This window comes from Streptomyces sp. NPDC088810 (genome assembly GCF_044750305.1).
GTDB lineage: Bacteria > Actinomycetota > Actinomycetes > Streptomycetales > Streptomycetaceae > Streptomyces.
Window position 1 is genome coordinate 48,968 of record NZ_JBIVJQ010000018.1, and the last position, 22,402, is coordinate 71,369.

General features: G+C 72.3%; 23 protein-coding genes. 6 read left to right on the forward strand and 17 right to left on the reverse strand.

Features of this window, described 5'->3' with window-relative positions:
- Positions 1–124 precede the first annotated feature (124 nt).
- On the forward strand, positions 125–1,309 hold the full coding sequence (locus ACIP4Y_RS37070; RefSeq protein ID WP_401401165.1) for a glycosyltransferase family 39 protein: 1,185 nt from the start codon (positions 125–127) through the stop codon (positions 1,307–1,309).
- A gap of 237 nt (positions 1,310–1,546) precedes the next feature.
- Positions 1,547–2,587 (forward strand): phosphatase PAP2 family protein, encoded by a 1,041-nt coding sequence (locus ACIP4Y_RS37075; RefSeq protein ID WP_401401168.1) that lies wholly within the window; start codon positions 1,547–1,549, stop codon positions 2,585–2,587.
- Between the two features lie 113 nt (positions 2,588–2,700).
- On the opposite strand, the gene ACIP4Y_RS37080 is transcribed toward ACIP4Y_RS37075, so the two are convergent.
- Both ACIP4Y_RS37080 and ACIP4Y_RS37085 read right to left on the reverse strand, forming a co-directional pair.
- Positions 2,701–2,916 (reverse strand): I78 family peptidase inhibitor, encoded by a 216-nt coding sequence (locus ACIP4Y_RS37080; RefSeq protein WP_358642409.1) that lies wholly within the window; start codon positions 2,914–2,916, stop codon positions 2,701–2,703.
- Between the two features lie 381 nt (positions 2,917–3,297).
- Positions 3,298–3,993 (reverse strand): transglycosylase family protein, encoded by a 696-nt coding sequence (locus ACIP4Y_RS37085; protein ID WP_401401171.1) that lies wholly within the window; start codon positions 3,991–3,993, stop codon positions 3,298–3,300.
- 543 nt (positions 3,994–4,536) lie between these two features.
- Here ACIP4Y_RS37085 and ACIP4Y_RS37090 point away from each other — a divergent pair.
- Positions 4,537–5,328, forward strand: coding sequence for a hypothetical protein (locus ACIP4Y_RS37090; RefSeq protein ID WP_358642413.1), 792 nt, complete (start codon positions 4,537–4,539; stop codon positions 5,326–5,328).
- An 87-nt stretch (positions 5,329–5,415) separates the two neighbouring features.
- Positions 5,416–5,811: a hypothetical protein gene (locus ACIP4Y_RS37095; protein ID WP_358642415.1), complete on the forward strand. Its 396-nt coding sequence runs from the start codon at positions 5,416–5,418 to the stop codon at positions 5,809–5,811.
- 64 nt (positions 5,812–5,875) lie between these two features.
- On the opposite strand, the gene der is transcribed toward ACIP4Y_RS37095, so the two are convergent.
- The 5 genes from der to aroH form a co-directional block, all read right to left on the reverse strand.
- A complete protein-coding gene (der, locus tag ACIP4Y_RS37100; protein WP_401401175.1) occupies positions 5,876–7,357 on the reverse strand; it encodes a ribosome biogenesis GTPase Der in 1,482 nt (493 codons plus the stop codon).
- Between the two features lie 78 nt (positions 7,358–7,435).
- On the reverse strand, positions 7,436–8,023 hold the full coding sequence (locus tag ACIP4Y_RS37105; RefSeq protein ID WP_401401237.1) for a lysophospholipid acyltransferase family protein: 588 nt from the start codon (positions 8,021–8,023) through the stop codon (positions 7,436–7,438).
- Between the two features lie 62 nt (positions 8,024–8,085).
- The gene (gene cmk / locus ACIP4Y_RS37110) at positions 8,086–8,781 is read right to left on the reverse strand and encodes a (d)CMP kinase (RefSeq protein WP_358642420.1); all 696 of its coding nucleotides are present in this window, start codon (positions 8,779–8,781) and stop codon (positions 8,086–8,088) included.
- 105 nt (positions 8,782–8,886) lie between these two features.
- Complete coding sequence (locus ACIP4Y_RS37115; protein WP_401401177.1) at positions 8,887–9,972, reverse strand: prephenate dehydrogenase; 1,086 nt, start codon at positions 9,970–9,972, stop codon at positions 8,887–8,889.
- Complete coding sequence (gene aroH / locus ACIP4Y_RS37120; RefSeq protein WP_401401180.1) at positions 9,969–10,331, reverse strand: chorismate mutase; 363 nt, start codon at positions 10,329–10,331, stop codon at positions 9,969–9,971. The genes ACIP4Y_RS37115 and aroH overlap by 4 nt, the downstream gene beginning before the upstream one ends.
- A 147-nt stretch (positions 10,332–10,478) precedes the next feature.
- On the opposite strand from aroH, the gene ACIP4Y_RS37125 reads away from it, so the two are divergent.
- Entirely contained in the window at positions 10,479–10,922 is a 444-nt protein-coding gene (locus ACIP4Y_RS37125; RefSeq protein WP_401401183.1) for a Rieske (2Fe-2S) protein, read from the forward strand.
- Positions 10,923–10,944: 22 nt separating this feature from the next.
- A complete protein-coding gene (locus ACIP4Y_RS37130) occupies positions 10,945–11,688 on the forward strand; it encodes a DNA polymerase beta superfamily protein (protein WP_401401185.1) in 744 nt (247 codons plus the stop codon).
- Here the strand turns inward: ACIP4Y_RS37130 and ACIP4Y_RS37135 are convergent.
- From ACIP4Y_RS37135 to ACIP4Y_RS37180, 10 genes are all read right to left on the reverse strand, one after another.
- Positions 11,614–12,363, reverse strand: a complete 750-nt coding sequence (locus tag ACIP4Y_RS37135; RefSeq protein WP_401401188.1) for a DNA polymerase beta superfamily protein — start codon at positions 12,361–12,363, stop codon at positions 11,614–11,616. The genes ACIP4Y_RS37130 and ACIP4Y_RS37135 overlap by 75 nt on opposite strands.
- Positions 12,364–12,367: 4 nt before the next feature.
- The gene (locus ACIP4Y_RS37140; RefSeq protein WP_401401190.1) at positions 12,368–13,375 is read right to left on the reverse strand and encodes an ADP-ribosylglycohydrolase family protein; all 1,008 of its coding nucleotides are present in this window, start codon (positions 13,373–13,375) and stop codon (positions 12,368–12,370) included.
- Positions 13,376–13,442: 67 nt separating this feature from the next.
- Positions 13,443–14,504: a pseudouridine synthase gene (locus ACIP4Y_RS37145; protein WP_358642434.1), complete on the reverse strand. Its 1,062-nt coding sequence runs from the start codon at positions 14,502–14,504 to the stop codon at positions 13,443–13,445.
- Between the two features lie 13 nt (positions 14,505–14,517).
- Positions 14,518–15,135: an SMC-Scp complex subunit ScpB gene (gene scpB / locus ACIP4Y_RS37150; protein ID WP_189985934.1), complete on the reverse strand. Its 618-nt coding sequence runs from the start codon at positions 15,133–15,135 to the stop codon at positions 14,518–14,520.
- A complete protein-coding gene (locus ACIP4Y_RS37155) occupies positions 15,132–16,136 on the reverse strand; it encodes a segregation and condensation protein A (RefSeq protein ID WP_401401193.1) in 1,005 nt (334 codons plus the stop codon). Before ACIP4Y_RS37155 ends, scpB begins: the two co-directional genes overlap by 4 nt.
- Before the next feature lie 18 nt (positions 16,137–16,154).
- Positions 16,155–16,703, reverse strand: a complete 549-nt coding sequence (locus tag ACIP4Y_RS37160; protein ID WP_358642440.1) for a hypothetical protein — start codon at positions 16,701–16,703, stop codon at positions 16,155–16,157.
- On the reverse strand, positions 16,688–17,821 hold the full coding sequence (locus tag ACIP4Y_RS37165) for a ParA family protein (RefSeq protein WP_358642442.1): 1,134 nt from the start codon (positions 17,819–17,821) through the stop codon (positions 16,688–16,690). The genes ACIP4Y_RS37160 and ACIP4Y_RS37165 overlap by 16 nt, the downstream gene beginning before the upstream one ends.
- Before the next feature lie 379 nt (positions 17,822–18,200).
- Positions 18,201–19,325, reverse strand: coding sequence for an alanine dehydrogenase (gene ald / locus ACIP4Y_RS37170; RefSeq protein ID WP_358642444.1), 1,125 nt, complete (start codon positions 19,323–19,325; stop codon positions 18,201–18,203).
- 137 nt (positions 19,326–19,462) lie between these two features.
- Positions 19,463–21,529 (reverse strand): tetratricopeptide repeat protein, encoded by a 2,067-nt coding sequence (locus ACIP4Y_RS37175; protein ID WP_401401197.1) that lies wholly within the window; start codon positions 21,527–21,529, stop codon positions 19,463–19,465.
- Between the two features lie 184 nt (positions 21,530–21,713).
- Positions 21,714–22,340 (reverse strand): NUDIX domain-containing protein, encoded by a 627-nt coding sequence (locus ACIP4Y_RS37180; protein ID WP_401401200.1) that lies wholly within the window; start codon positions 22,338–22,340, stop codon positions 21,714–21,716.
- Positions 22,341–22,402: the final 62 nt, after the last annotated feature.

Below are 22,402 nucleotides of genomic sequence, written 5' to 3' on the forward strand. Positions count from 1 at the left end.
CCCCGGGGGCACGTGGCGGACCTCTCACACGCGTGACGAACCCGTGTGGCGTACGCCACGCCACCTCCTCTTGACCCCGACCCGGCGGCCGGTCCGGTGTTACGGGCGGTCGATAATCGAGCCCGTGACCGATCTTGCGACGCGCGTGGACGCTCCCCGCGCCCCTCTTCTGCGCCGGGCGGCGCCGGCCCTGCTGGGCTATGCGGCGGTCCGCGCCCTGGGGCTGCTCGTGCTGGCGGCGTGGAGCGCCGCGCGCGGCAAGAGCGCGTACACCGTGCTGACCGCCCGCTGGGACTCCCTCTGGTACACGCGGGTCGCCGGGCTGGGCTACGGCTACGAGGTGCGGCTGCCGAACGGTGACGTGCACTCCAATCTCGCGTTCTTCCCGCTGCTGCCGTGGCTCGAGCGGCTGGGGCACGCGCTCACCCCGCTGTCGTACGCGGACGCCGGGTTCGTGGTGAGTCTGCTGGCCTCACTGGCCGCCGCGGCCGGGATCTTCGCGGTCGCGGACCGGGTGTACGGGCCGCGGGTCGGCCTGTGCGCGGTGCTGCTGTGGGCGGTGCTGCCGGTCGGGATCGTGCAGTCGATGGCGTACAGCGAGTCGCTGTTCACGGCGCTGGCGGCCTGGTCGCTGTACGCGGTGCTGACCGGACGGTGGGTGAGCGCGGGCGCGCTGGCGGCGCTGGCGGGGCTGACCCGGCCGGTGGGGGTGGCGGTGGTCGCCGCGGTGTGGACGGCGGGCGTGGTCTCGTTCGTGCGAGAGCGCGGCACGCAGCACACGCCGGGCGCACACCACCACGAACGCACCCCCGGCCGGCGCCGCGCGCTCGGCATGCTGCTCGCCCCGCTCGGTGCCGCCGGGTACGTCCTCTGGGTCGGCCACCGCACCGGCCGGGGCCCGCTCGGCTATCTGGACGTCCAGGCCGGATGGCGCAACGGGTTCGACGGCGGCTACGCCTTCGCCCGCTTCGTCGCCGACAAGTTCACGTCATTTCCGTCCGCCCTCGCCGGCCTCGGCCTTATCGCCGGGGTGTCCCTGCTGATCTGGCTGTACGTCACCGGCGTCCGCGGGCGCCAGCCGGTCACCCTGCTGGTGTACACGGGGGTCGTCCTCGCCCTCGCCCTGTGCGCGTCAAGCTACTTCGGCTCCAAGCCGCGGCTGCTGATGCCCGCCTTCCCGGTGCTGCTGCCGCTCGCCGGCGCCCTGGCCCGGCTGCGTGCCTCCCGATCGGCCCTGGTCATCGCCGGGTTGGCGGTCGTGGCGGCGGTCTATGGGGCGTTCTGGCTGAACGGCTCGGGGCCGCCGTGATCCACTCGGCCGGCCGATGACGCCCCGGAAAATTCCGCGCCAGGGCCGGGTTAACACATTCATAAGCGCCATATAAACAACACCCGGCATGATCAAAGGAATTGGCCCGATCAGTCTCCTCGGATTGCGGAATCCCCGGAATTCGACCCGCCCTTGAGACGTTTCCCACATCACATCGTCATCACAAAGCCGCTGTTTCGACCGGGAACACCGCTCACTCGCTGTAACGTCGATTGGGTGCGTACCGAACGAAACCTCACCCGGCGTCTGGACCGGGTGTTCGCCAGGCTGGACCGTGAGCCGGAACGACCGGCCCACATCGATGTGCCGACGATGAGCCGGCACCGGGTCGTCCTGTTCTCGGCGACCCTGGCTTTCTACCTGGCGATCGTGTGGGCCGTGGTGACCACCTCCTGGCTGGTCCGGCTGGACTGGCAGGTCATGTTCTTCCGGCCGTACCAGCAGTGGCCGGAGATCCACGCGTTCCTCGACTACTACGTGGTCCTGGGCCAGCGCGGCCCCACCGCCGTGATGGTCGCGGCCTGGCTCGGCTGGCGCTCCTGGCGGCAGCACACCCTCCGCCCGCTGCTCACCCTGGCCGCCTCGCTGCTGCTGCTGAACATCACGGTCGGCGCCGCCAAGATCGGCATGGGCCGGCTCGGTCCGCACTACGCCACCGTGATCGGCTCGAACGAGATGGGCCTGGGCGGCGATATATTCCCCAGCGGCCACACCGCCAACGCGGTGGTGACCTGGGGAATCCTGGCGTACCTGGCCTCCAGCCCGAGAGCGCGCCGCTGGCTGTCGGCCCTCTCCGCCGTCACCTCGCTCGGCGTCGGCCTCACCACCGTCTACCTCGGTACGCACTGGCTGAGCGACGTGCTGCTGGGCTGGGCCGCGGGCCTGCTGATCCTGCTCGCGCTGCCCTGGTTCGAGCCGCTGATCACCAAGGCGGAGCTGTGGCTCTTCGACCTGCGCGACCGCTGGCGCGCGCGCCGTGGCCTGCCCGCGCCCGAACCGGCCGTCCCGGTCAGGCCGGTACTGCTCAAGACCCGCGGCGCGCCGGCCGGGCAGCCGGTGCCGGCCCGCGAGCCGGTCTCCCCGACCCGGGCCTCCCGGGGCCTGGCGCACCTGGCGCCGGGCCCGCACACGACCCGTTCGGAGCGCACCCCGGTCACCCCGGCGGGCAGCCGCCGCCCGCCGCACGCCGACCGTCTCCCGCACACCGACCGCCCGCGCAGCACGTCCCAGTCGGCCCGCCCCCTGACCGGCGGCTGACGGGAACGGCGGCGGGGTCCCGGTACGCACACCGCCCCGCGCCACGGCGAAGGCCCCGCTCCCGGAAGAGGAGCGGGGCCTTCGCCGTACGCGCGTCCGGGCCGCGAGGGGGGTCAGCCCTTCCAGGCGCGGGCCACCCGGCCGTCCCGCACCTCGAAGTTCAGCCGTCCGGCCCGGTACTCCATGGTGATGATCGCGCCCGGCGGCAGGGACCGTACCGTCGACCAGCCGCGCTGCCGAGCGAGCCGCTGGGCGTGCGCGGCGTCGAGGCCGACGTACCCGTCCGGACTGTCCTGGGGCTCCGCTGGCGGAGTGGGAATCGGTGCCATGCGGCCACGCTAGTCCGGCACGTCCGGGTAAGAGAAGGGTCAGTCCCCCGTCACACTTCTGTCACAGCCTGCGGGCCCGCGTTCTGCTCGAACTCCGTCACACGTACGGGGGTTTCCGTTCGGCTTGCCGGGGTAATCGAACAGAATTCCCGCGTGTCGGAGAGCCGTTCCGAATTCCACGGAGTAAAGGGCCGCGACCGGTGACCGGGGCGGGTCCGGACGCTATTCCCCGCACAATCCGCCGCGCCGACGGACCGGCTGACGCCACATGCGAATTTCACAGATTCAGCACACAACCGCCGGACGCCCCCTGCAGGGGGTGCCGCCGACAGCCGCCGTCCCGGGCGGGACGGCGGCTGTCGGTCATGTCAGGTGCGGCGCTCAGAGCGCGAGGCGCTGGCCGGGCACGATGAGATCGGGGTCGTCGCCGATGACGGCCTTGTTGGCGGCGTAGATCCGCTGCCAGGTGGTCCCGTGCCGGGCGGCGATGGTGCTCAGGGTGTCGCCCTCGCGGACGGTGTAGTCACCGTGGGAGGCCGCGCGCCCGGTGCCGGCCGCCGGGCGTTCCGGCGTCTTCACCGGGGCGGACTTGACGGGGGCGGACCGCGTCGTCGCACCGCCGCGGGAGGCCGCCGTACCGGAGGAATCGCTGTGGGCTGCCGCCGGGGCGCCGCCGGAGGCCCCGGCCCGGGCCGAGCAGACCGGCCAGGCGCCCCAGCCCTGGGCGCCCTGGACCTTGGTGGCGACGGCGATCTGCGCGCTCCTGGAGGCCTGGTCGGCCGTCGGGGCGTAGGCGGTGCCGCCGTACGCGCGCCAGGTCGAGGCGGAGAACTGGAGCCCGCCGTAGTAGCCGTTGCCGGTGTTGATGTGCCAGTTGCCGCCGCTCTCGCACTGGGCGATGCGGTCCCACACTCCGTTGTCCGCCGCGGCGGCGTTGCCGGTCGCGGCCAGCAGTCCCAGCGGGGCCAGCAGTGCGGCTCCGGCGAGCGCGGCCGCCGTACGGCCCTTGCGGGCCCCGTCGGGACGCGCGCTGTCGGGACGGGCGGTGTTGCGGGTGGTATCGGCACAGTCGGACATGTAGTTCCCTCTCCACGAACCCGGGCTCCCCCAAGGCGGGGCGCGCGTCGCCGCGTGGGCCGCGGTTCTGCGCGTCCGCCCCGTCCGCCGTGACCGGTGTCGGCGATACAGCTCTGCCTGGTGCCGGCCGGCGGACGTACCCGAGCGGTGCTCGTTGCACACGGCGGAGGAATGTAAGGAGGACGAGCGGCCCGGATCAACCAACTTCTCGTCGTGCCAGGCCAGTTGGGCGTTACCGCAGGTATCGGCGATTTCCAGCCACCCACTACATGCGCTGATTTCCTGATTTGTCGACCACGGTCCGAGGCGAACCGTGACCCACATCACCCATTCAAGTTCCTTGACCATGCACGAAGTTGACGGAACGGATCCGATGCATCACGCAAAGTGATGCTGTGCGGTGGAAGGTTCGAACCGGTCCCCCTCAAGGCGTGACTCCCACCACAGGACGCCCGTTGTCTTCTTCATGAGCCCTGAGCCCCGGGGCTCATCCGCCGGGAGCCACCCGGCCGACCCCAGCACCGCATCCCGAGGGAGCCACCCGTGCCGCGCATGCTCGACGTCAGCGACGCCGTACGCGCCGAGATCGGCGACGAAGAAGCCGACCGGCTGCTCGCCGGAGAGAACGCCCCGGGCAGTTACGACTGCACGTCCTGTCGCACCCCGGGCGACTCCGAGCAGGAGCGCACCAGCACCGTTCTGTTCGTCGGCGACGAGACCGCCGTCCTCGCCTTCGCCCACGCCAGCTGCCTGCCCTCGCAGGTCGTCCAGGTGACGGAGGAGCAGTTGCAGGGCGCCGTCCGGTCCATCGGCGCCGGCGCCGGCGACCTGGCCGGCGGTGAACCGCACAGCGCCGTTCCCGAGCAGGCCGTCCTCGGTGTGACCAGCGGACTCGTCCTGATCCACGGCGAGTTGCACCCGGCGCTCGTCGTCGAGCCGACCTCGCCGATCGCCCGCCCGGGCACCACCACGGCCGGCGACGACTTCCTTCCGCTCCTCATCGAGCAGGGCTTCATGCCGGTGACCGCGCTGACGTCCGTGCCACCGGTGCTGCACGGCTGGTCCGTCCTGCTCGCCATGGGCCAGCTGCACGCCGTGCTGCAGCCCTCGGCGAACGGGGGGCAGCCGGTGGCGTGGTGGCAGGCGCACCAGCCGCTGCAGGTGACCGACAGCTGGCGGGCCGCCGCCAACAAGCACCAGCAGGTGCTGATGTTCGCTGCACCGGTGGGGTCGATCGGCCGCCAGCCCCGGGAGGACCTGCTGCGGGACGCGCTGGACAAGGCCGCCGCCAACGGGAAGTTGGTCGCCGTCGCGCTGCCGCTCGCCGGTACGTGACAGCCGCCTCCGGGCGGCGGCTGCGGTTCGTGACCCTCAGGGGTGGCCGGACCGCATCCCTTTGACGTTCCCGTCGTTTGGACATACGTGCACGCATACGACACTCCTCCCCGCCGGTCCTTTTCGTCCGTGCCGTCCGCCCGGGCGGCGCACGAGCCCGCCGGTGGACCGTCGGCCACGCCGATCTACGACTCGCTCTACGCGGAGTGGGTCAGGACCTTCCGCACGCTGCCGGGCGACCGCAGCGGCGAGGAGGGGCTGAGGTTCAGCGCCTTCGGGGACCTCCCGGACGCCTCGGGCACGTACGGCGGCCACCGGCCGGGGTCGTTCAGCAGCTCGTACAGCGCCTACAGCGCGGGGGCCTACAGCGCCCGGCAGCAGTCGCAGTGGCAGCGGGTCGGCACGCTCGGCCGGCAGCACGAGACCGGGATGCAGTACGTCCCGGCCGCGGCCCTGCCGCCGGGACAGCGCCGGGGCGCGTGACACGCACCCGGACATGAAGGGCGGCCCCCGGACAGCCGGGGGCCGCCCTTCATGGCGTACCGCCTTACTTCTTCTTCGCGCCGCGCTTCTCTCGCACCCGCACCGAGATGTGGATCGGGGTGCCCTCGAAGCCGAACTCCTCGCGCAGCCGGCGCTCGATGAAGCGCCGGTAGCCCGCCTCGATGAAGCCGGAGGCGAAGAGCACGAACCGCGGGGGCTTGGTGCCGGCCTGGGTGCCGAACAGGATGCGCGGCTGCTTGCCGCCCCGGACGGGGTGCGGGTGGGCCGAGACCAGCTCGCCCAGGAAGGCGTTCAGGCGGCCCGTCGGGACGCGCGTCTCCCAGCCGGCCAGCGCCGTCTCGATCGCCGGGACCAGCTTCTCCATGTGCCGGCCGGTGCGCGCCGAGACGTTGACCCGGGGGGCCCAGGCGACCTGGCCCAGCTCGGTCTCGATCTCCCGCTCCAGGTAGTAGCGGCGCTCCTCGTCGAGGGTGTCCCACTTGTTGTAGGCGAGGACCAGCGCGCGGCCCGCCTCGACCGCCATGGTGACGATCCGCTGGTCCTGCACGGAGATGTTCTCGGAGGCGTCGATCAGGACGACGGCGACCTCCGCCTTCTCCACGGCGGCGGCCGTGCGCAGCGAGGCGTAGTAGTCGGCGCCCTGCTGGAGGTGGACCCGCTTGCGGATGCCCGCGGTGTCCACGAACTTCCAGGTCTTGCCGCCGAGTTCGATGATCTCGTCGACCGGGTCGCGGGTGGTGCCCGCCAGCTCGTTGACGACGACGCGCTCCTCGCCGGCCACCTTGTTCAGCAGCGAGGACTTGCCGACGTTCGGGCGGCCGATGAGGGCGATGCGGCGGGGGCCGCCGACCGCGGTGCCGAAGGACTGCTCGGGCGCGTCCGGCAGGACCTCCAGGACGGCGTCGAGCATGTCGCCGGTGCCGCGGCCGTGCAGGGCCGAGACCGGGTGGGGCTCGCCCAGGCCGAGGTTCCACAGGTAGGCCGCGTCGGCCTCGCCGCTCGGGCCGTCGACCTTGTTGGCGCAGAGCACGACCGGCTTGCCGGCCTTGCGCAGCAGCCGGACGACGGCCTCGTCGGTGTCGGTGGCGCCGACCTTGGCGTCGACCACGAAGACGACCGCGTCGGCCGCCTCGATCGCGTACTCGGCCTGCGCGGCCACGGAGGCGTCGATGCCGAGGACGTCCTGCTCCCAGCCGCCGGTGTCGACGACCTTGAACCGGCGGCCGGCCCACTCGGCCTCGTAGGTGACGCGGTCGCGGGTGACGCCCGGCCGGTCCTCCACGACCGCCTCGCGGCGGCCGATCATCCGGTTCACCAAGGTCGACTTGCCGACATTGGGGCGGCCGACGACGGCGAGCACGGGCAGCGGACCGTGGCCCGCCGCCTCGATGGCGCCCTCGACGTCCTCGATGTCGAAGCCCTCTTCCGCGGCGAGCTCCATGAACTCCGCGTACTCGGCGTCGCCGAGAGCCCCGTGGTCGTACTCGTGCTCAGCCGAGTCGCCGGGCTGGATGTCGTCGTTCATGAAGTCCGTACCTCGTCGTTCATTCGTGGTGATCGGTGGAAAAGCCCCGCATGGGCTGATCCACTACTCAAGTGTCGCCTAGCGCCCGGTCAGGCGCCTGGCGTTTTCCAGGTGGCTGGTCAGCTGCTTCCGGATGCGCTCGGTCGCCTCGTCCAGCGCCTTGCGCGTACGCCGCCCGGAACCGTCGCCCGCCTCGAACGGGTCGCCGAAGACGACGTCGATCCGGGAGCGCAGCGGGGGCAGCGCCTTGGTCAACCGTCCGGGCCGCTCGGAGCTTCCCAGGACGGCCACGGGCACGATCGGTGCCCCGCTGCGCACCGCGAAGTAGGCGAGCCCGGCGCGCAGCGAGGCGAAGTCGCCCTCGCCCCGGGTGCCCTCCGGGAAGATGCCCAGCACTCCCCCGGCCGCCAGCACGCCGAGGGCCTGGCCGATCGCCGTGCGGTCGGCGGCCGTGCGGTCCACCTTCAGCTGGCCGATGCCGGTCAGGAAGGCGTCCAGCGGGCCGACGAAGGCTTCCCTCTTGATCAGGAAGTGGGTGGGCCGGGGCGCCACGCCCATCACCATCGGTCCGTCGATGTTGTGGGAGTGGTTCACGGCGAGGATCACCGGGCCGGTGGCCGGCACCTTCCAGGCGCCGAGCACCCGCGGCTTCCACAGGCCGTACATCAGGCCGACGCCGATGCGCCGCCCGACCTCGGCCCCCCGCTGCGAGGGCACGGACGGCTCGGTCACTTCCCGGCTCGCTTCTCCTCGACCAGGGTGACGACGCACTCGATGACCTGGGCGAGAGTCAGCTCGGTGGTGTCCACCTCGACCGCGTCGTCGGCCTTGGCGAGCGGCGAGGTCGTGCGGCTGGAGTCGGCCGCGTCCCGCTTGATCAGGGCCTCGCGGGTGGCGTGGAGGTCGGCGCCCTTCAGCTCGCCGCTGCGGCGGGCCGCACGGGCCTCCGGGGAAGCGGTGAGGAAGATCTTCAGGTCGGCGTCCGGGAGGACGGTCGTACCGATGTCCCGGCCCTCGACCACGATGCCGTGCTCCGCGGCGGCGGCCAGCGAGCGCTGCAGCTCGGTGATCCGGGCGCGCACCTCGGGCACCGCGCTGACCGCGCTGACCTTGGAGGTGACCTCCTGGGTGCGGATCGGACCGGCGACGTCGACGCCGTCGACCGTGATGGTCGGGGCGGCCGGGTCGGTGCCGGAGACGATCTCCGGCTTGCCCGCGACGGCGGCGATGGCGGTCGGGTCCTCCAGGTCGATGCCGTTGGTCACCATCCACCAGGTGATCGCCCGGTACTGGGCACCGGTGTCCAGGTAGCTGAGGCCGAGCTGCGCGGCGACGGCCTTCGACGTGCTCGACTTGCCCGTGCCGGAGGGACCGTCGATCGCGACGATCACGGGCTTGGCGGTCGGGGCGGCGCCGTTTTCCACGGGGGGACACCTTCCTGGTGCGGTGCGGTCGGGAGGCGGGGAGCGAGAGCGCCCCGCACAAGGTTACTGGGTGCGGGTCACTCGTCCGGACGCGTGCGGCTTGCGCTACTGCCGCAGCGCCCAGCCGCACTCCCGCAGCGCGGCGGTCAGCGGCCCCGCCGCCTTCGGCTCCACGCTCAGCTGGACCAGGCCGGCCTGCTGCCCGGTGGCGTGCTCGATCCGGACGTCCTCGATGTTGACCCCGGCCCGGCCCGCGTCCGCGAAGATCCGGGCGAGCTGGCCGGGCTGGTCGTCGATGAGGACGACGACGGTCTCGTACACGCGCGGGGCGCTGCCGTGCTTGCCGGGTACCCGCACCTGGCCCGCGTTCCCGCGGCGCAGCACGTCCTCGATGCCGGCGGTGCCCTCGCTGCGCTTGTCCTCGTCGGAGGACTGCAGGGCGCGCAGCGCCCGGACCGTCTCGTCCAGGTCGGCGGCGACGTCGGAGAGCAGGTCGGCGACCGGCCCCGGGTTCGCGGACAGGATGTCGATCCACATGCGCGGGTCGGAGGCGGCGATCCGGGTCACGTCCCGGATGCCCTGCCCGCACAGCCGTACGGCCGCCTCCTCGGCGTGCTGCAGGCGCGCGGCGACCATGCTGGACACCAGGTGGGGCATGTGGGAGACGAGGGCGACGGCTCGGTCGTGGGCGTCGGCGTCCATGACGACCGGGACGGCCCGGCAGTGCGAGACCAGTTCCAGGGCGAGGTTCAGCACCTCGGTGTCGGTGTCCCGGGTCGGGGTGAGCACCCAGGGGCGGCCCTCGAAGAGGTCGCCGGTGGCGGCCAGCGGGCCGGACTTCTCCCGGCCGGACATGGGGTGGCTGCCGATGTACGCGGTGAGGTCCAGGCCGAGCGCCTCCAGCTCGCGGCGTGGGCCTCCCTTGACGCTGGCGACGTCCAGGTAGCCGCGGGCCACGCCCCGGCGCATGGCGTCGGCGAGCACCCGGGCCACATGGGCGGGCGGGGCGGCCACGATCGCCAGGTCGACCGGGCCCTCGGGGGCCTCGTCGGTGCCGGCGCCCAGCGCGGCGGCGGTGCGGGCCTGCTCGGGGTCGTGGTCGGCGAGGTGGACGGTCACCCCGCGCCGGACGAGGGCCAGGGCGGCGGAGGTGCCGATGAGGCCGGTTCCGAGGACGAGTGCGGTTCTCACTGGGCGATGTCCTTGCGCAGGGCGGCCGCGGCGCCGAGGTAGACGTGGTTGATGTCGGCGCGCGGCGTGTCCGACTCGATGTGCGCGAGGATCCGTACGATCCGGGGCATGGCTCCCTCGATGTCCAGCTCCTGGGCGCAGATCAGGGGGACGTCGACGATGCCGAGCTTGCGGGCGGCGGCGGCCGGGAAGTCGCTGTGCAGGTCGGGGGTGGCCGTGAACCAGATGCTGATCAGGTCGTCGGCGGTCAGCCCGTTCCGCTCCAGGACTGCGGTGAGCAGGGCCCCGACCCGCTCCTCCATGTGACCGGCCTCGTCCCGATCCAGCTGGACGGCCCCCCGGACCGCTCGTACCGCCACGGCGCTGCTCCTCGCTGACATGCGTGTCTGGTTCTTGGTCCGTCCAGCCTAGTCAGCCCGCGCGGGGTGAGCGTGCGCCGCTCGCCCGCTGAGACGATGCGAACGTTCCGGTATCCACCGATATGCACGTCTGTACGGAGGTCTGACATGCCCCAGCCAGCGACACGGCGGACAGTTCTCGCCACGGGCGCCGGTGCGCTCGCCCTGGGATGCGTGGGGTGCGGCGCCGAGGACGGCGGTGAGGCCACGTCGGCGGTCTCGGCCTCGGCGTCCCCGGCCGGGGAGGAGGCGGCGGCCACCGTCGGGAAGGCACTGGCGAGGACGAGCGACATCCCGGAGGGCGGCGGCAAGGTGTTCGCGAAGGAGAAGGTGGTGGTCACCCAGCCCGAGAAGGGTGACTTCCAGGCCTTCTCGGCGATCTGCACGCACCAGGGCTGCCTGGTGGACGAGGTGGCGGACGGCACCATCGACTGTCCGTGCCACGGCAGCAAATTCCGCGTCGCCGACGGCTCGGTGGCGCAGGGCCCCGCGATCAGGCCGCTGCCCCAGCGGTCGATCACGGTGGACGGAAATTCGATCCGCCTGACCTGAGGGGGCCGCGTACGCTCCGGGGATGCAGCCGCAGGACCTGGTACGCGACCACACGATCTACGCCTGTGTCATGGGCTCCCGCGCCTTCGGCCTGGCGACGGACTCCAGCGACACCGACCGGCGCGGGGTGTTCCTCGCGCCGACCCCGCTGTTCTGGCGGTTCGACAAGCCGCCGACGCACGTGGAGGGGCCGGGCGAGGAGCGGTTCTCCTGGGAGCTGGAACGGTTCTGCGAGCTGGCGCTGCGCGGCAACCCGAACATCCTGGAGTGCCTGCACTCCCCGCTGGTGGAGCACCTGGACGACACCGGCCGCGAGCTGCTGTCCCTGCGCGGCGCCTTCCTGTCCCGGCAGGCCTACGACACCTTCACGCGCTACGCCCTGGGCCAGCGCAAGAAGCTGGACGCCGACATCCGCACCACGGGCGCCCCGCGCTGGAAGCACGCGATGCACCTGCTGCGCCTGCTGATGAGCGCCCGGGACCTGCTGCGCACCGGCGAGCTGCGGATCGACGTCGGCGAATGGCGCGAGCCCCTGCTGGCGGTGAAGCGCGGCGAGGTGCCGTGGGCGCAGGCAGAGGCGTGGATGGTCCGGCTGGCCGCCGAGGCCGAGGAGGCCCTGCGGGGCAGCCCGCTGCCGCCGGAGCCGGACCACGCGCGCGTGGCCGGCTTCCTGTACCGGGTGCGCCGGGCCTCAGCCGGCCAGGCGGAGCCGGACCACGAGGTCGTGCAGGGCGTCGTGGGCGCCGGCCGCCTCGGGCAGGGCTGAACCGGCCTGCGCCTCGTCGAGCACGGCATGCAGCCGCTCCACGTCGGCCTCCGCGCGCGCGTGGCCGATGCCGGCCTTGCCGTGCTCCCTCTCCCGCTTGGCGGCTATCAGCTCCGGCAGGTATCCGGGCCCGCCGACCTGGTCCAGGAGTGCGGGCAGGTGGGCCTGGACCTCGCCGCTGCGCATGAGGTGGATGCCGGTGAGCAGCACGCGGAAGGTGTAGAGCAGCGGCTTGAGTTCGCCGGTCTTCTCGAACAGCCGCCACTGGGTCACCGCGAACCCGCGGTAGTGGTGGGCGTGGTGGCTGGTGAGGACATCGGGGGCCAGGGCGGCCAGCTCCCGGTGCGCCTCGGAGGTGTGCACGACCAGGGGCGAGAGCAGCTGCTCCAGCACATAGCCGTTGCGGCGGAGCATCAGCCGGACGAACTTGCGCAGGTCGTGGGTGACGAGGTCCAGCTCGACGCCGTACCGGACCCAGGCCCGCGAGCGGGTCTCCTCCGGCTCGTGCAGTCCGACGAGGTCGGCGGCGGGGAGCAGGTGGACGCCCCGCAGGTCCACGTCGGAGTCCTCGGAGGGGAAGCCGTACAGGTGGGCTCCGGAGACGGTGGCGAACAGCAGCGGGTCGGGCTGTTCCGCGACCACCGGGGTCAGGTCGATGTCGAGGTCGTCGATCACGGGCCTAAGCGTCCCAGAGCGCTCCGAGGGCCAACAAGTCGCCTCGGTACTCGATCCGCCCGGCCCAGTCGGCGGGCCAGGCGTCCGCGCCCAGCCAGGCGCCCGCGAAGGCACCGGTGAGGCAGGCGATGGAGTCGGAGTCGCCGGCGGTGCAGGTGGCCCGGCGCAGCGCGGTCACCGGGTCGTCGGGGAAGAGCAGGAAGCACAGCAGCCCGGTGGCGAGGGCCTCCTCGGCGATCCAGCCCTCGCCGGTGGCCAGGCACGGGTCGCTCTCCGGGGAGACGGTCCGCACGGCCTCCTGGAGCCGGCCGAGGATCTCCAGGCACTCGTCCCAGCCGCGCGCGATGAAGTGCTCGGGGCTGGGGTCCTGGGAGCGGGTCCACAGGTCGCCGAGCCAGGTGTGGTCGTAGCGGGTGCGGTGGTCGAGCGCGTAGGAACGCAGCTGTCCGACCAGCCCGGCCGGGTCGGTGCCCCGGGCGAGCAGGCGGACGGCGTGGGCGGTGAGGTCGGAGGCGGCCAGCGCGGTGGGGTGGCCGTGGGTGAGCGCGGCCTGCAACTGGGCGGCCCCGGCGCGCTGTTCGTCGCTCAGTCCCGGAGCGAGGCCGACGGGCGCGACCCGCATGTTGGCGCCGCAGCCCTTGGAGCCGAGCTGGCTGGCGTCCTGCCAGGCCCGGCCCTGCGCCTCGAGCAGGTCGCACGCCCGCAGACACGTGTTGCCCGGGGCCCGGTTGTTCTCCGGCGACCGGTACCAGTCCACGAACTCCTCCCGCAGGGGCCGCTCCAGCCGCTCCGGCGCGAGGGCACCGCGCTCCAGGGCCGTGGCGAGCGCGCGCCCGACCGCGAGGGTCATCTGCGTGTCGTCGGAGACCCGGGCGCGCTGCGACAGCTCCAGCTCCCGCCAGGGCCCGAACATCGACAGGATCAGCGGCACGGTCTTGAACTCGGTCGGGTAGCCGAGGGCGTCCCCGAGGGCGAGGCCGAGCAGTGTGCCGGTCGCCGCGTGTTTCGGCATGAGATCACCATCCCCCTTTATCGTCACACTGACAATAAAGGGGGATGGTGATCACGGCAAGGGCGTTCTAGAGATCGACTTCCTTCATCAGCATGCCGACCTCGGTGTTCGACAGCCGGCGCAGCCAGCCGGACTTCTGGTCGCCCAGGGTGATCGGGCCGAAGGCGGTGCGCACCAGCTTCTCCACCGGGAAGCCCGCCTCCGCCAGCATGCGCCGCACGATGTGCTTGCGGCCCTCGTGCAGGGTCACCTCGACCAGGTAGTTCTTGCCGGTCTGCTCGACCACCCGGAAGTGGTCCGCGCGCGCGTAGCCGTCCTCCAGCTGGATGCCGTCCTTCAGGCGCTTGCCGAGGTCGCGCGGGATCGGGCCCACGATGGCCGCGAGGTACGTCTTCTTCACGCCGTACTTGGGGTGGGTCAGCCGGTGCGCCAGCTCGCCGTGGTTGGTGAGCAGGATGACGCCCTCGGTCTCGGTGTCCAGCCGGCCGACGTGAAAGAGCCGGGTCTCGCGGTTGGTGACGTAGTCACCGAGGCACTGCCGGCCCTCCGGGTCCTCCATGGTGGACACCACGCCCGCGGGCTTGTTCAGCGAGAAGAACTGGTACGACTGGGTCGCGACCGTCAGGCCGTCGACCTTGACCTCGTCCTTCTCCGGGTCCACGCGCTTGCCCTGCTCGGTGACGATCTCGCCGTTCACCTCGACCCTGGCCTGGTCGATCAGTTCCTCGCAGGCCCGCCGGGAGCCGTAGCCCGCGCGCGCGAGCACCTTCTGCAGCCGCTCGCCCTCCTGCTCGGCGCCGGGAAAGGTCTTGGGCAGCTTGATGTCCTTCTTGCCCGCGTAGCGCTCGCGGTTGCGCTCCTCGACCCGCGTCTCGTACTCCCGGGAGCGCGCGGGGGCCGTACGGCCGCCCTGCTGGGGCTGCTTCGGGCCGCCCTTGGCGCCGCCCCGCGCGGCGCCGCCGCGCCCGGCCTTGGGGCCGTCCTTGGTGGCCCCCGGGCCCACGTCGTAGCGGCGCTCCTCGGGGCGGGGCTTGCGGGGCCGTCCCTGCCCCTGCTTCTGGTCCCTGTCGTTGCCGGCACCGCGGTAGTTACCGCGCCCGCCGCTCTTGCCGCTGCCGCTGCTTCGCATCAAGGTTTCCGTCTTAGTCGTCTGCGTCCTGACCGCCGGGCGCGTCGGGCGCGTCCGGGTCGAACGACGGGACCCCCTCCTGGGTCTCGGCCTCGATCGCCTCCGCCTCGGGGAGGAAGGGCGCGAGCTCCGGAAGCTCGTCCAGGCCGCGCAGGCCCATCCGCTCCAGGAAGTAGTTCGTCGTCCTGTACAGGATCGCACCTGTTTCGGGTTCCGTGCCCGCCTCCTCGACCAGACCGCGCTGCAGCAGGGTGCGCATCACACCGTCGCAGTTGACTCCGCGCACGGCGGAGACGCGGCTGCGGCTGACCGGCTGGCGGTAGGCGACGACCGCGAGGGTCTCCAGTGCCGCCTGGGTGAGCCGGGCGGTCTGGCCGTCCAGGACCAGCCGCTCGACGGCCGGCGCGTAGCCGGCGCGGGTGTAGAAACGCCAGCCACCGGCCACGAAGCGCAGCTCGAAGCCGCGGCCCTGCACGGTGTACTCGTCGGCCAGCTCGCGCAGGGCGTCCGCGACCTGCCGCCGGGGCCGTTCCAGGATCCTCGCCAGGTGCTCCTCGGTCGCGGGCTCGTCCACGACCATGAGCATCGCCTCCAGGGCGGGCTTGAGGTCGAGGTCGGCGGTCTCGCTCATGCCTTCTTCTCCTCCTTGGGCGCCTCCGGCGGCCGGTCGAACTCGTCCGTGACCACCGGTGTCTCGTCCCCGTCCCCGCCGGTCCAGCGCACCAGCAGCTCGCCGAGGGCGGTCTCCTGCTCCAGGGCGACGGCCTTCTCGCGGTACAGCTCCAGCAGCGCCAGGAACCTGGCTACGACGGTGAGGGTGTCGTCGGTGTCCTCGACGAGCGCCCGGAAGCTGGCCTCGCCCAGCTCGCGCAGCCGGGCGACCACGATCCCGGCCTGCTCCTGCACGCTGACCAGCGGGGCGTGGATGTGGTCGACGTAGACCTGCGGCTTGGGCCTGGGCTGCATCGCCCTGACCGCGAGCCTGGCGAAGCCCTCGGCACCGATGCTGATGACGACCTCGGGGAGCAGCTCGGCGTGCTCGGGTTCGAGCCCTACGGTGCGGGGGTACCGCCGGGCCTCCTCGTCGAGCCGCTCATTGAAGATGTCGGCGATCTGCTTGTAGGCGCGGTACTGGAGCAGCCGCGCGAACAGCAGGTCCCGGGCCTCCAGCAGGGCCAGGTCGGCCTCGTCCTCCACCTCGGCGGCGGGCAGCAGCCGGGCGGCCTTGAGGTCGAGCAGGGTGGCGGCGACGACGAGGAACTCGGTGGTCTGGTCCAGGTCCCAGTCGGGTCCCATGGCCCGGATGTGCGCCATGAACTCGTCGGTGACCTTCGACAGGGCGACCTCGGTGACGTCCAGCTTGTGCCGGGAGATCAGCTGGAGGAGCAGGTCGAAGGGGCCCTCGAAGTTCGCAAGGCGGACCTTGAAGACACCGTCGGAGGACTCCTGGGGCTCCTGGGGGTGCCGGGGTGCTTCGGGCTCGGGCCCGGGCTCGGGAGCCTCGGCGGGTACCGGTTCGGGGGCCTCGGCGGGTACGGCGACCGGGTCGGCCGGTGCAGCGCCCGGGCCTCGCCCCAGCGCACGCCGACGGCCGGCGGGTGCGCCGGGGGCAGGGGCTCCGTTCGAGGTCATGGCCCCCGCAGGCTACCGCTACCGCCCGCGCAGCCGGCGTACGAGGATGCTCGCGTCCCCGCGGGACTCCAGGTCGGCCAGGACCACGGCCACCGCCTCGCGGACGATCCGCCCGCGGTCCACCGCGAGCCCGTGCTCGCCGCGGAGCACGAGACGCGCGTGCTCCAGGTCCATCAGCTCCTCGGCCGAGACGTACACGGTGATCTTCTCGTCGTGCCGCTCGCGCCCGCTGGGCCGCCGGGCCGCCGACCGCCCGCGCTTGCGCGGCTGCGCGGCGGCAGAACCTTCCTGCGCCGCCTGCCGGCGCGCCGGGCGGGTGCGGGACTCGCCGGCGTCGGCCGGCTCGGCCTCCGCGGCCACGTGCTCCGCGCCCTCTCCGTCACCACTCTGGACGGGCACCGACTGCGGTGCGTCCTCGGCGGCGGCCATTTCGTCGCTCTCCCCCGCGGGAGCCGGCACCCGGGCCTCACCGTTGGTCCCGCGCCGGGGCGTGGACGGCTGCAGCGCCATCCCCCCTGTCGTGCGGAACAGTTCGTCGGCCCCGGGCAGACTCACTCGGCGTGACACCGGGCGAGCACCTCCCTGGCGAGCTGGCGGTAGGCGGCGGCACCGACGGAGTTGGAGGCGTACGTGGTGATCGGCTCACCGGCGACCGTGGTCTCCGGGAAGCGGACCGTGCGCCCGATGACCGTGTGGTAGACGTGGTCGTCGAACGCCTCGACGACCCGCGCGAGCACCTCACGGCTGTGCACGGTGCGCGAGTCGTACATCGTGGCGAGGATGCCGTCGAGCTCCAGCTCGGGGTTGAGCCGCTCCTGGACCTTCTCGATGGTCTCGGTCAGCAGGGCCACACCGCGCAGGGCGAAGAACTCGCACTCCAGCGGCACGATCACCTTGTGAGCGGCCGTCAGGGCGTTGACGGTGAGCAGGCCGAGCGAGGGCTGACAGTCGATCACGATGTAGTCGTAGTCGGGCAGCAGCGGCTTCAGCGCCCGCTGGAGCGTCGACTCGCGCGCGACCTCGGAGACCAGCTGGACCTCGGCGGCCGACAGGTCGATGTTGGAGGGCAGCAGGTCCATGTTGGGGACCGCCGTCTTCAGCAGGACCTCGTCCGCGGACATGCCCCGCTCCATGAGCAGGTTGTAGACGGTGAGGTCGAGCTCCATGGGATTGACGCCGAGACCGACCGACAGCGCGCCCTGCGGGTCGAAGTCCACGAGCAGCACACGCCGGCCGTACTCCGCGAGCGCGGCACCCAGGTTGATGGTCGACGTCGTCTTGCCGACGCCACCCTTCTGGTTGCACATCGCGATGATCTTCGCGGGGCCGTGGTCGGTCAGCGGGCCCGGGATCGGGAAGTACGGCAGCGGGCGTCCGGTCGGGCCGATGCGCTCGCGGCGCTGGCGGGCCGCGTCGGGCGCGAGCGTGGCCGCGTACTCGGGATCGGGCTCGTACTCGGCGTCGGGGTCGTAGAAGTGCCCCTCGGGCAGTTCGTCGTAGTCGGCGAAGTGGTTGTGGGGCGCGCCACTTCCGTCGCCGGCCATGGCGTTCACGTGATGGCCATCCATGCTCTGGTGTGCTGTCCGGGCCACGTGCGGACCGGAACTCTGGTGGGCTGCGAAGGTGCGCACAGCGACGGAGCCGACAGCCTCGGATCCCGCGGGGCCCCGGCCCCGTGCAGGCATTCCTGGTTGACCACCCCCGGGAGAAAATGTCGACTCATTCACAAGTCGTCTTACCTCCTTGGTGACCAGGAAACTTCTAGACAAGGTCAGCGTGGCACCATGCCGACGGTTGGCGACTCTATGGCGTGTCGGCGGTCCGCAGCAACACAATCCGCCGGACCCGGCAGGATGTGTCGGCAATGAAACATCTCGCTGTCAAGGGCGTACGGCCGTCGCACAGCAGGTTTCACCGGTGTGCGAATCGGTCGAAGGGTTACGTTCGAGGCGAGTTGACCGAGAGCCGCAAAGTGACCATACACACATCCGGCCGGACCTTGTCGGGCAAGGTCCGGCCGGGTGTGCACAGTTGACGAGTCGTGTTGACGAATCGCCTTTTGGGTCAGCCGAGCAGCGAGTCCAGCTCGACGTGCTCCAGGCCGTGGGCCTCGGCGACCTCCTTGTAAACGACCTTGCCGTCATGGGTGTTGAGACCCTTGGCGAGCGCGGCGTCACGGCGCAGCGCCTCCACCCAGCCGTTGTTGGCGAGCGAGACGATGTACGGCAGCGTGGCGTTGGTGAGGGCGTTGGTGGAGGTGTTCGGCACCGCGCCCGGCATGTTGGCGACGCAGTAGAAGACCGAGTTGTGCACGCGGAAGGTCGGCTCGGCGTGCGTGGTGGGGCGGGAGTCCTCGAAGCAGCCGCCCTGGTCGATCGCGATGTCGACAAGGACACTTCCCGGCTTCATGCGGGAGACCAGCTCGTTGGTGACCAGCTTCGGGGCCTTGGCACCCGGGATGAGGACCGCGCCGATGACGAGGTCGGCGTCGAGGACGGCCTTCTCCAGCTCGAAGGAGTTGGACATGATCGCCTTGACCTTCGTACCGAAGATCCGGTCGGCCTCGCGCAGCTTGTTGATGTCGCGGTCGAGCAGGGTCACGTCGAAGCCCATGCCGACGGCGATCTGGGTGGCGTTCCAGCCGGAGACACCGCCGCCGATGACGACGGCCTTGGCCGGGGTCACGCCCGGGACGCCGCCCGGCAGCACGCCACGGCCGCCGGCCGCGCGCATCAGGTGGTAGGCGCCGACCTGCGGGGCCAGCCGGCCCGCGACCTCGGACATCGGGGCGAGCAGCGGCAGGGCGCGGCTCGGCAGCTCGACGGTCTCGTAGGCGATGGCCGTGGTGCCGGACTCCAGCAGCGCGTCCGTGCACTCCTTGGACGCGGCCAGGTGCAGGTAGGTGAAGAGCGTCTGGTCCTTGCGCAGGCGGTGGTACTCCTCCGCGATCGGCTCCTTGACCTTCAGCAGCAGATCGGCGGTGGCCCAGACCTCGTCCGCGGTGTCCAGGATGGCGGCACCGGCGGAGACGTACTCCTCGTCCGTGATCGAGGAGCCGAGGCCGGCGCCCCGCTCGATGACGACCTGGTGACCGTTGCGCACCAGCTCGTGCACGCCGGCGGGGGTGATGGCCACCCGGAACTCGTTGTTCTTGACCTCGCGGGGGATGCCGACCTTCACGTCGATCACGGTCCTTGGCTCAGAGGGTATGGGGGTGCATTACAGACGTACCCAGACATGCGGGGGCATACCGGGAGACACCGCAGGAGAACGTGCGGCAGAGCCAGTCTAATGAAGGTGTTCCGGCTGTCTAGCCTTTCATTGCATCAATCTTCACTGGATGCGGTACGGATTTCGCAGGCGTTAGCGGCTTGTTCCGGCCGTGCGTCGTCCTCCGGGGGCTTCTCACCCAGCATGCGCTCCGCAGCGGCGCGGTGCAGGCGGGCCGCCGCCGGGTCGCCGAGCCGGTCCAGGGTGTCGGCGAGCCGCAGCTGCACCGCGGCCTGCAGCCGGACGTCCTCGGCGCGGCGCGCCCACTCCACGGCCTCCTGGCAGGTGCGCAGCGACTCCTCGGGCCGCCCCGCGTACTCCTGCACCCGGGCGATCTCGCTCAACGCCCGGGCGCTGGCGGCGACATCACCGCTCCTGCGGTAGCCGGCGAGGGCGGCCCGCCAGTTCCTGAGCGCCTCGCCGTAGCGCCCGGCGTAGGTGTGGGCGGTGCCGATCCGGCCGTACAGCCGGGCGGCCTCCGGGTGCTCCCCCCGGGCCAGCCGGTCGGCCAGCGCCCGGCCGAACCAGTCGGCGGCCCGGTCGTGGTCCCCCAGCTCCTGGTACGCGCCGCCTACGGATTCCATCGCGCGGCCGGTCGCGTACGGGTCGTTCGCCTCGCGTCCGGCGTCCAGCGCGGCCCGGTAGCGGGCCAGTGCCTCCCGGGTGCGGCCGGTCTGCGCGTCCAGATCGCCCAGGTTCAGCAGGGCCGCGGCCTTCTCCCGGGGCAGCCCGCGCCGCTCGGCGACATCCAGGACCAGGCCGTGCACGCCGTACAGGTCGGACGCGGCGGCCTGGGTGCCGACATGCGCCGCCATAGCCCTGACCAGCTGGGACATCAGCCGGCGGGCGAGGGTGTCCAGCTCGCCGTCGGCCACCGCGAGGCGTGCGGAGGCCAGCAGGGCGGGCCGCCGGATGCACAGCCAGTCGGCGGCGGCCCGCGGGTTCGGGAAGCGCAGCGCGGGCGGCATGCCGCTCAGCTTCTCCCGGGCCTGCGGGCTGTCCGTCTCGGTGATCGCCCGGCAGGACTGGAGCAGCCGCACCGTCCGCTCCAGCATCCGGGCCCGGGCCAGCTGGAGCTCGGCGGGCCGCTCCTGGCTCTCGGCGAGGGCGCGCAGCAGCGGGTGCAGACAGCCGGGGACCTCGTACTGGGGCAGCGGGGAGGCCACCGTGCGCAGCAGGCCGAGGGCGACCAGGTCGTCCAGGGTGGTGCGGGCGGCGTCGACCGAGCAGCCGGCCAGCGCCGAGGCGGTGTGCGGGTCGGCCAGGCCTGCCGGGGCGAGGCACAGCAGCCGCAGTGTCCGGGCGGCCGGCCCGGGCAGCTGCTCGTACACCAGCCGGAAGACGCGGGAGAGCGGGGTACCGTCCGAGCCGCCCTCGGTCTCCGTGTGCAGTCGTTTGGCCAGGTCGGAGACGGCGGCCTTGGGGCGGGCGGCGAGCCAGCCGCCGGCCAGCACCAGTGCGGCCGGGTGGCCCTGGCAGGCCTCCACCAGGCTCTCCGCGGAGCGCGGGTCGACGGTGATGCGCACCGAGCCGGTGAAGCCGGTGAGCAGTTCCAGCGCGGACTTGGTGTCGAGGCCGCCGAGCGTGCAGGGGCGGACGTCCGCGATGCCGGTGAGCGGCCCCTGGGACACGGCCACCACCAGGCAGTCCGGGGCGTCCGGAAGCAGTGCGTCGACCTGGTCGGCGCCGACCGCGTCGTCCAGCAGGAGCACCATCCGCCGGCCGGCGAGGGCCGAACGCAGGGCCGCGGCCAGCTCCTCCTCGGCGGCTCCGGCGGGGGCGGGCAGCCCCAGCGCGGCCAGCAGATCGCGCGCGGCCTGTTCGACGGGGACCGGCGTGCCGCCGGGCTCGCTCAGCCGGGCCCGCAGCACTCCGTCGGGGTAACGGTCGGCGACCAGCCGGGCGAGTTCCTCGGCGAGGCGGGTGCGGCCGGAGCCGGGGCGGCCGGCGATGAGGAGCACGCGCGCGCGGGGGGCCTTGCGGCCGGAGAGGGTGTCCAGTCCCGCGCGTTCGATGTCGGCGCGCAGCTCCTTCAACTCCCGGGTACGGCCCAGGAAACGGTCCGTCGTGGCCGGGTGTGCGGACAGCTCCGCACCGTCTGGGTCCACCGCCTGATCCGTCACGGGCCACACTCCCGTCCCACCGCACGCGCAAGCCCGCCGGTGTCTTCCGGTACGGGCGTTGAAGAGCCTAGTTCACGCTCTGCGACGTTCCGGGAGGAGCGCGGCGGACGGATCGCCCGATCGGATCAGGCGATCGTCACACCAGTGACCCGGACGGGTCCGGGGCCGAAAGCCGTGCCCCGTGTCAGGACGCGAAGGGGCGCGCGGGCCACGGCGCGTCGGCCGGCCGCAGCGCGTCCAGGCCGTCCCCGGCCCGCGCCGCCACCAGGGACAGGACCCCGACGACCAGGCAGTTGTTGTGCACGTCCCCGGCCAGGACCCGGCGCACCAGCTCATCGACCGGCACGCGCGCGTGCTCCATGTCGGTCTCCTCGTGCTCCGCCGCGAAGCGCTCACCCTCCGCGTCGGACAGCCCGCGGGCCAGGAAGATCCGTACGGCCTCGTCGCAGCCGCCGGGGGTGGTGTACACGTCGGTCAGCACGCGCCAGTCCTCGGCCTTGACGTGCGCCTCCTCGTACAGCTCGCGCTGGGCGGCGTGCAGCGGGTTCTCGCCGGGCACGTCCAGCAGGCCGGCCGGGATCTCCCACAGCTTGTGCCGCACCGGGTGCCGGTACTGGTTGATCAGCAGTACCCGGTCCTCCTCGTCCAGCGCGAGGACGGCCACGGATCCGGGGTGGACCTGGTAGTCACGGCGGGCCACCGAGCCGTCGGGCATGACCACGTCGTCCGTGCGGACGGAGGTCTTGTTGCCCGTGAAGGGGGTGTCCGTCGCCCGGATCTCCCACTCCTCGGGAGTGTCCTTGATCGTCATGCCCTGTCCTCCCACACACGTTCCGCAAGACCGGCAGAAAGAAGCCGGGGTGCTCACCTTTG

What these genes read in the sequence shown, in the direction of transcription:
- der (WP_401401175.1), bottom strand. Translation starts at nt 7,357, where the DNA reads ATGAACGACGACATCCAGCCCGGCGACTCGGCTGAGCACGAGTACGAC.
- ACIP4Y_RS37155 (WP_401401193.1), bottom strand. Translation starts at nt 16,136, where the DNA reads ATGACCTCGAACGGAGCCCCTGCCCCCGGCGCACCCGCCGGCCGTCGG.
- ACIP4Y_RS37180 (WP_401401200.1), bottom strand. Translation starts at nt 22,340, where the DNA reads ATGACGATCAAGGACACTCCCGAGGAGTGGGAGATCCGGGCGACGGAC.
- scpB (WP_189985934.1), bottom strand. Translation starts at nt 15,135, where the DNA reads ATGAGCGAGACCGCCGACCTCGACCTCAAGCCCGCCCTGGAGGCGATG.
- ACIP4Y_RS37140 (WP_401401190.1), bottom strand. Translation starts at nt 13,375, where the DNA reads ATGCCGAAACACGCGGCGACCGGCACACTGCTCGGCCTCGCCCTCGGG.
- ACIP4Y_RS37145 (WP_358642434.1), bottom strand. Translation starts at nt 14,504, where the DNA reads ATGCGAAGCAGCGGCAGCGGCAAGAGCGGCGGGCGCGGTAACTACCGC.
- ACIP4Y_RS37105 (WP_401401237.1), bottom strand. Translation starts at nt 8,023, where the DNA reads ATGTACGGCCTGTGGAAGCCGCGGGTGCTCGGCGCCTGGAAGGTGCCG.
- ACIP4Y_RS37085 (WP_401401171.1), bottom strand. Translation starts at nt 3,993, where the DNA reads ATGTCCGACTGTGCCGATACCACCCGCAACACCGCCCGTCCCGACAGC.
- ACIP4Y_RS37130 (WP_401401185.1), top strand. Translation starts at nt 10,945, where the DNA reads ATGCAGCCGCAGGACCTGGTACGCGACCACACGATCTACGCCTGTGTC.
- ACIP4Y_RS37080 (WP_358642409.1), bottom strand. Translation starts at nt 2,916, where the DNA reads ATGGCACCGATTCCCACTCCGCCAGCGGAGCCCCAGGACAGTCCGGAC.
- ACIP4Y_RS37165 (WP_358642442.1), bottom strand. Translation starts at nt 17,821, where the DNA reads ATGCCTGCACGGGGCCGGGGCCCCGCGGGATCCGAGGCTGTCGGCTCC.
- ACIP4Y_RS37125 (WP_401401183.1), top strand. Translation starts at nt 10,479, where the DNA reads ATGCCCCAGCCAGCGACACGGCGGACAGTTCTCGCCACGGGCGCCGGT.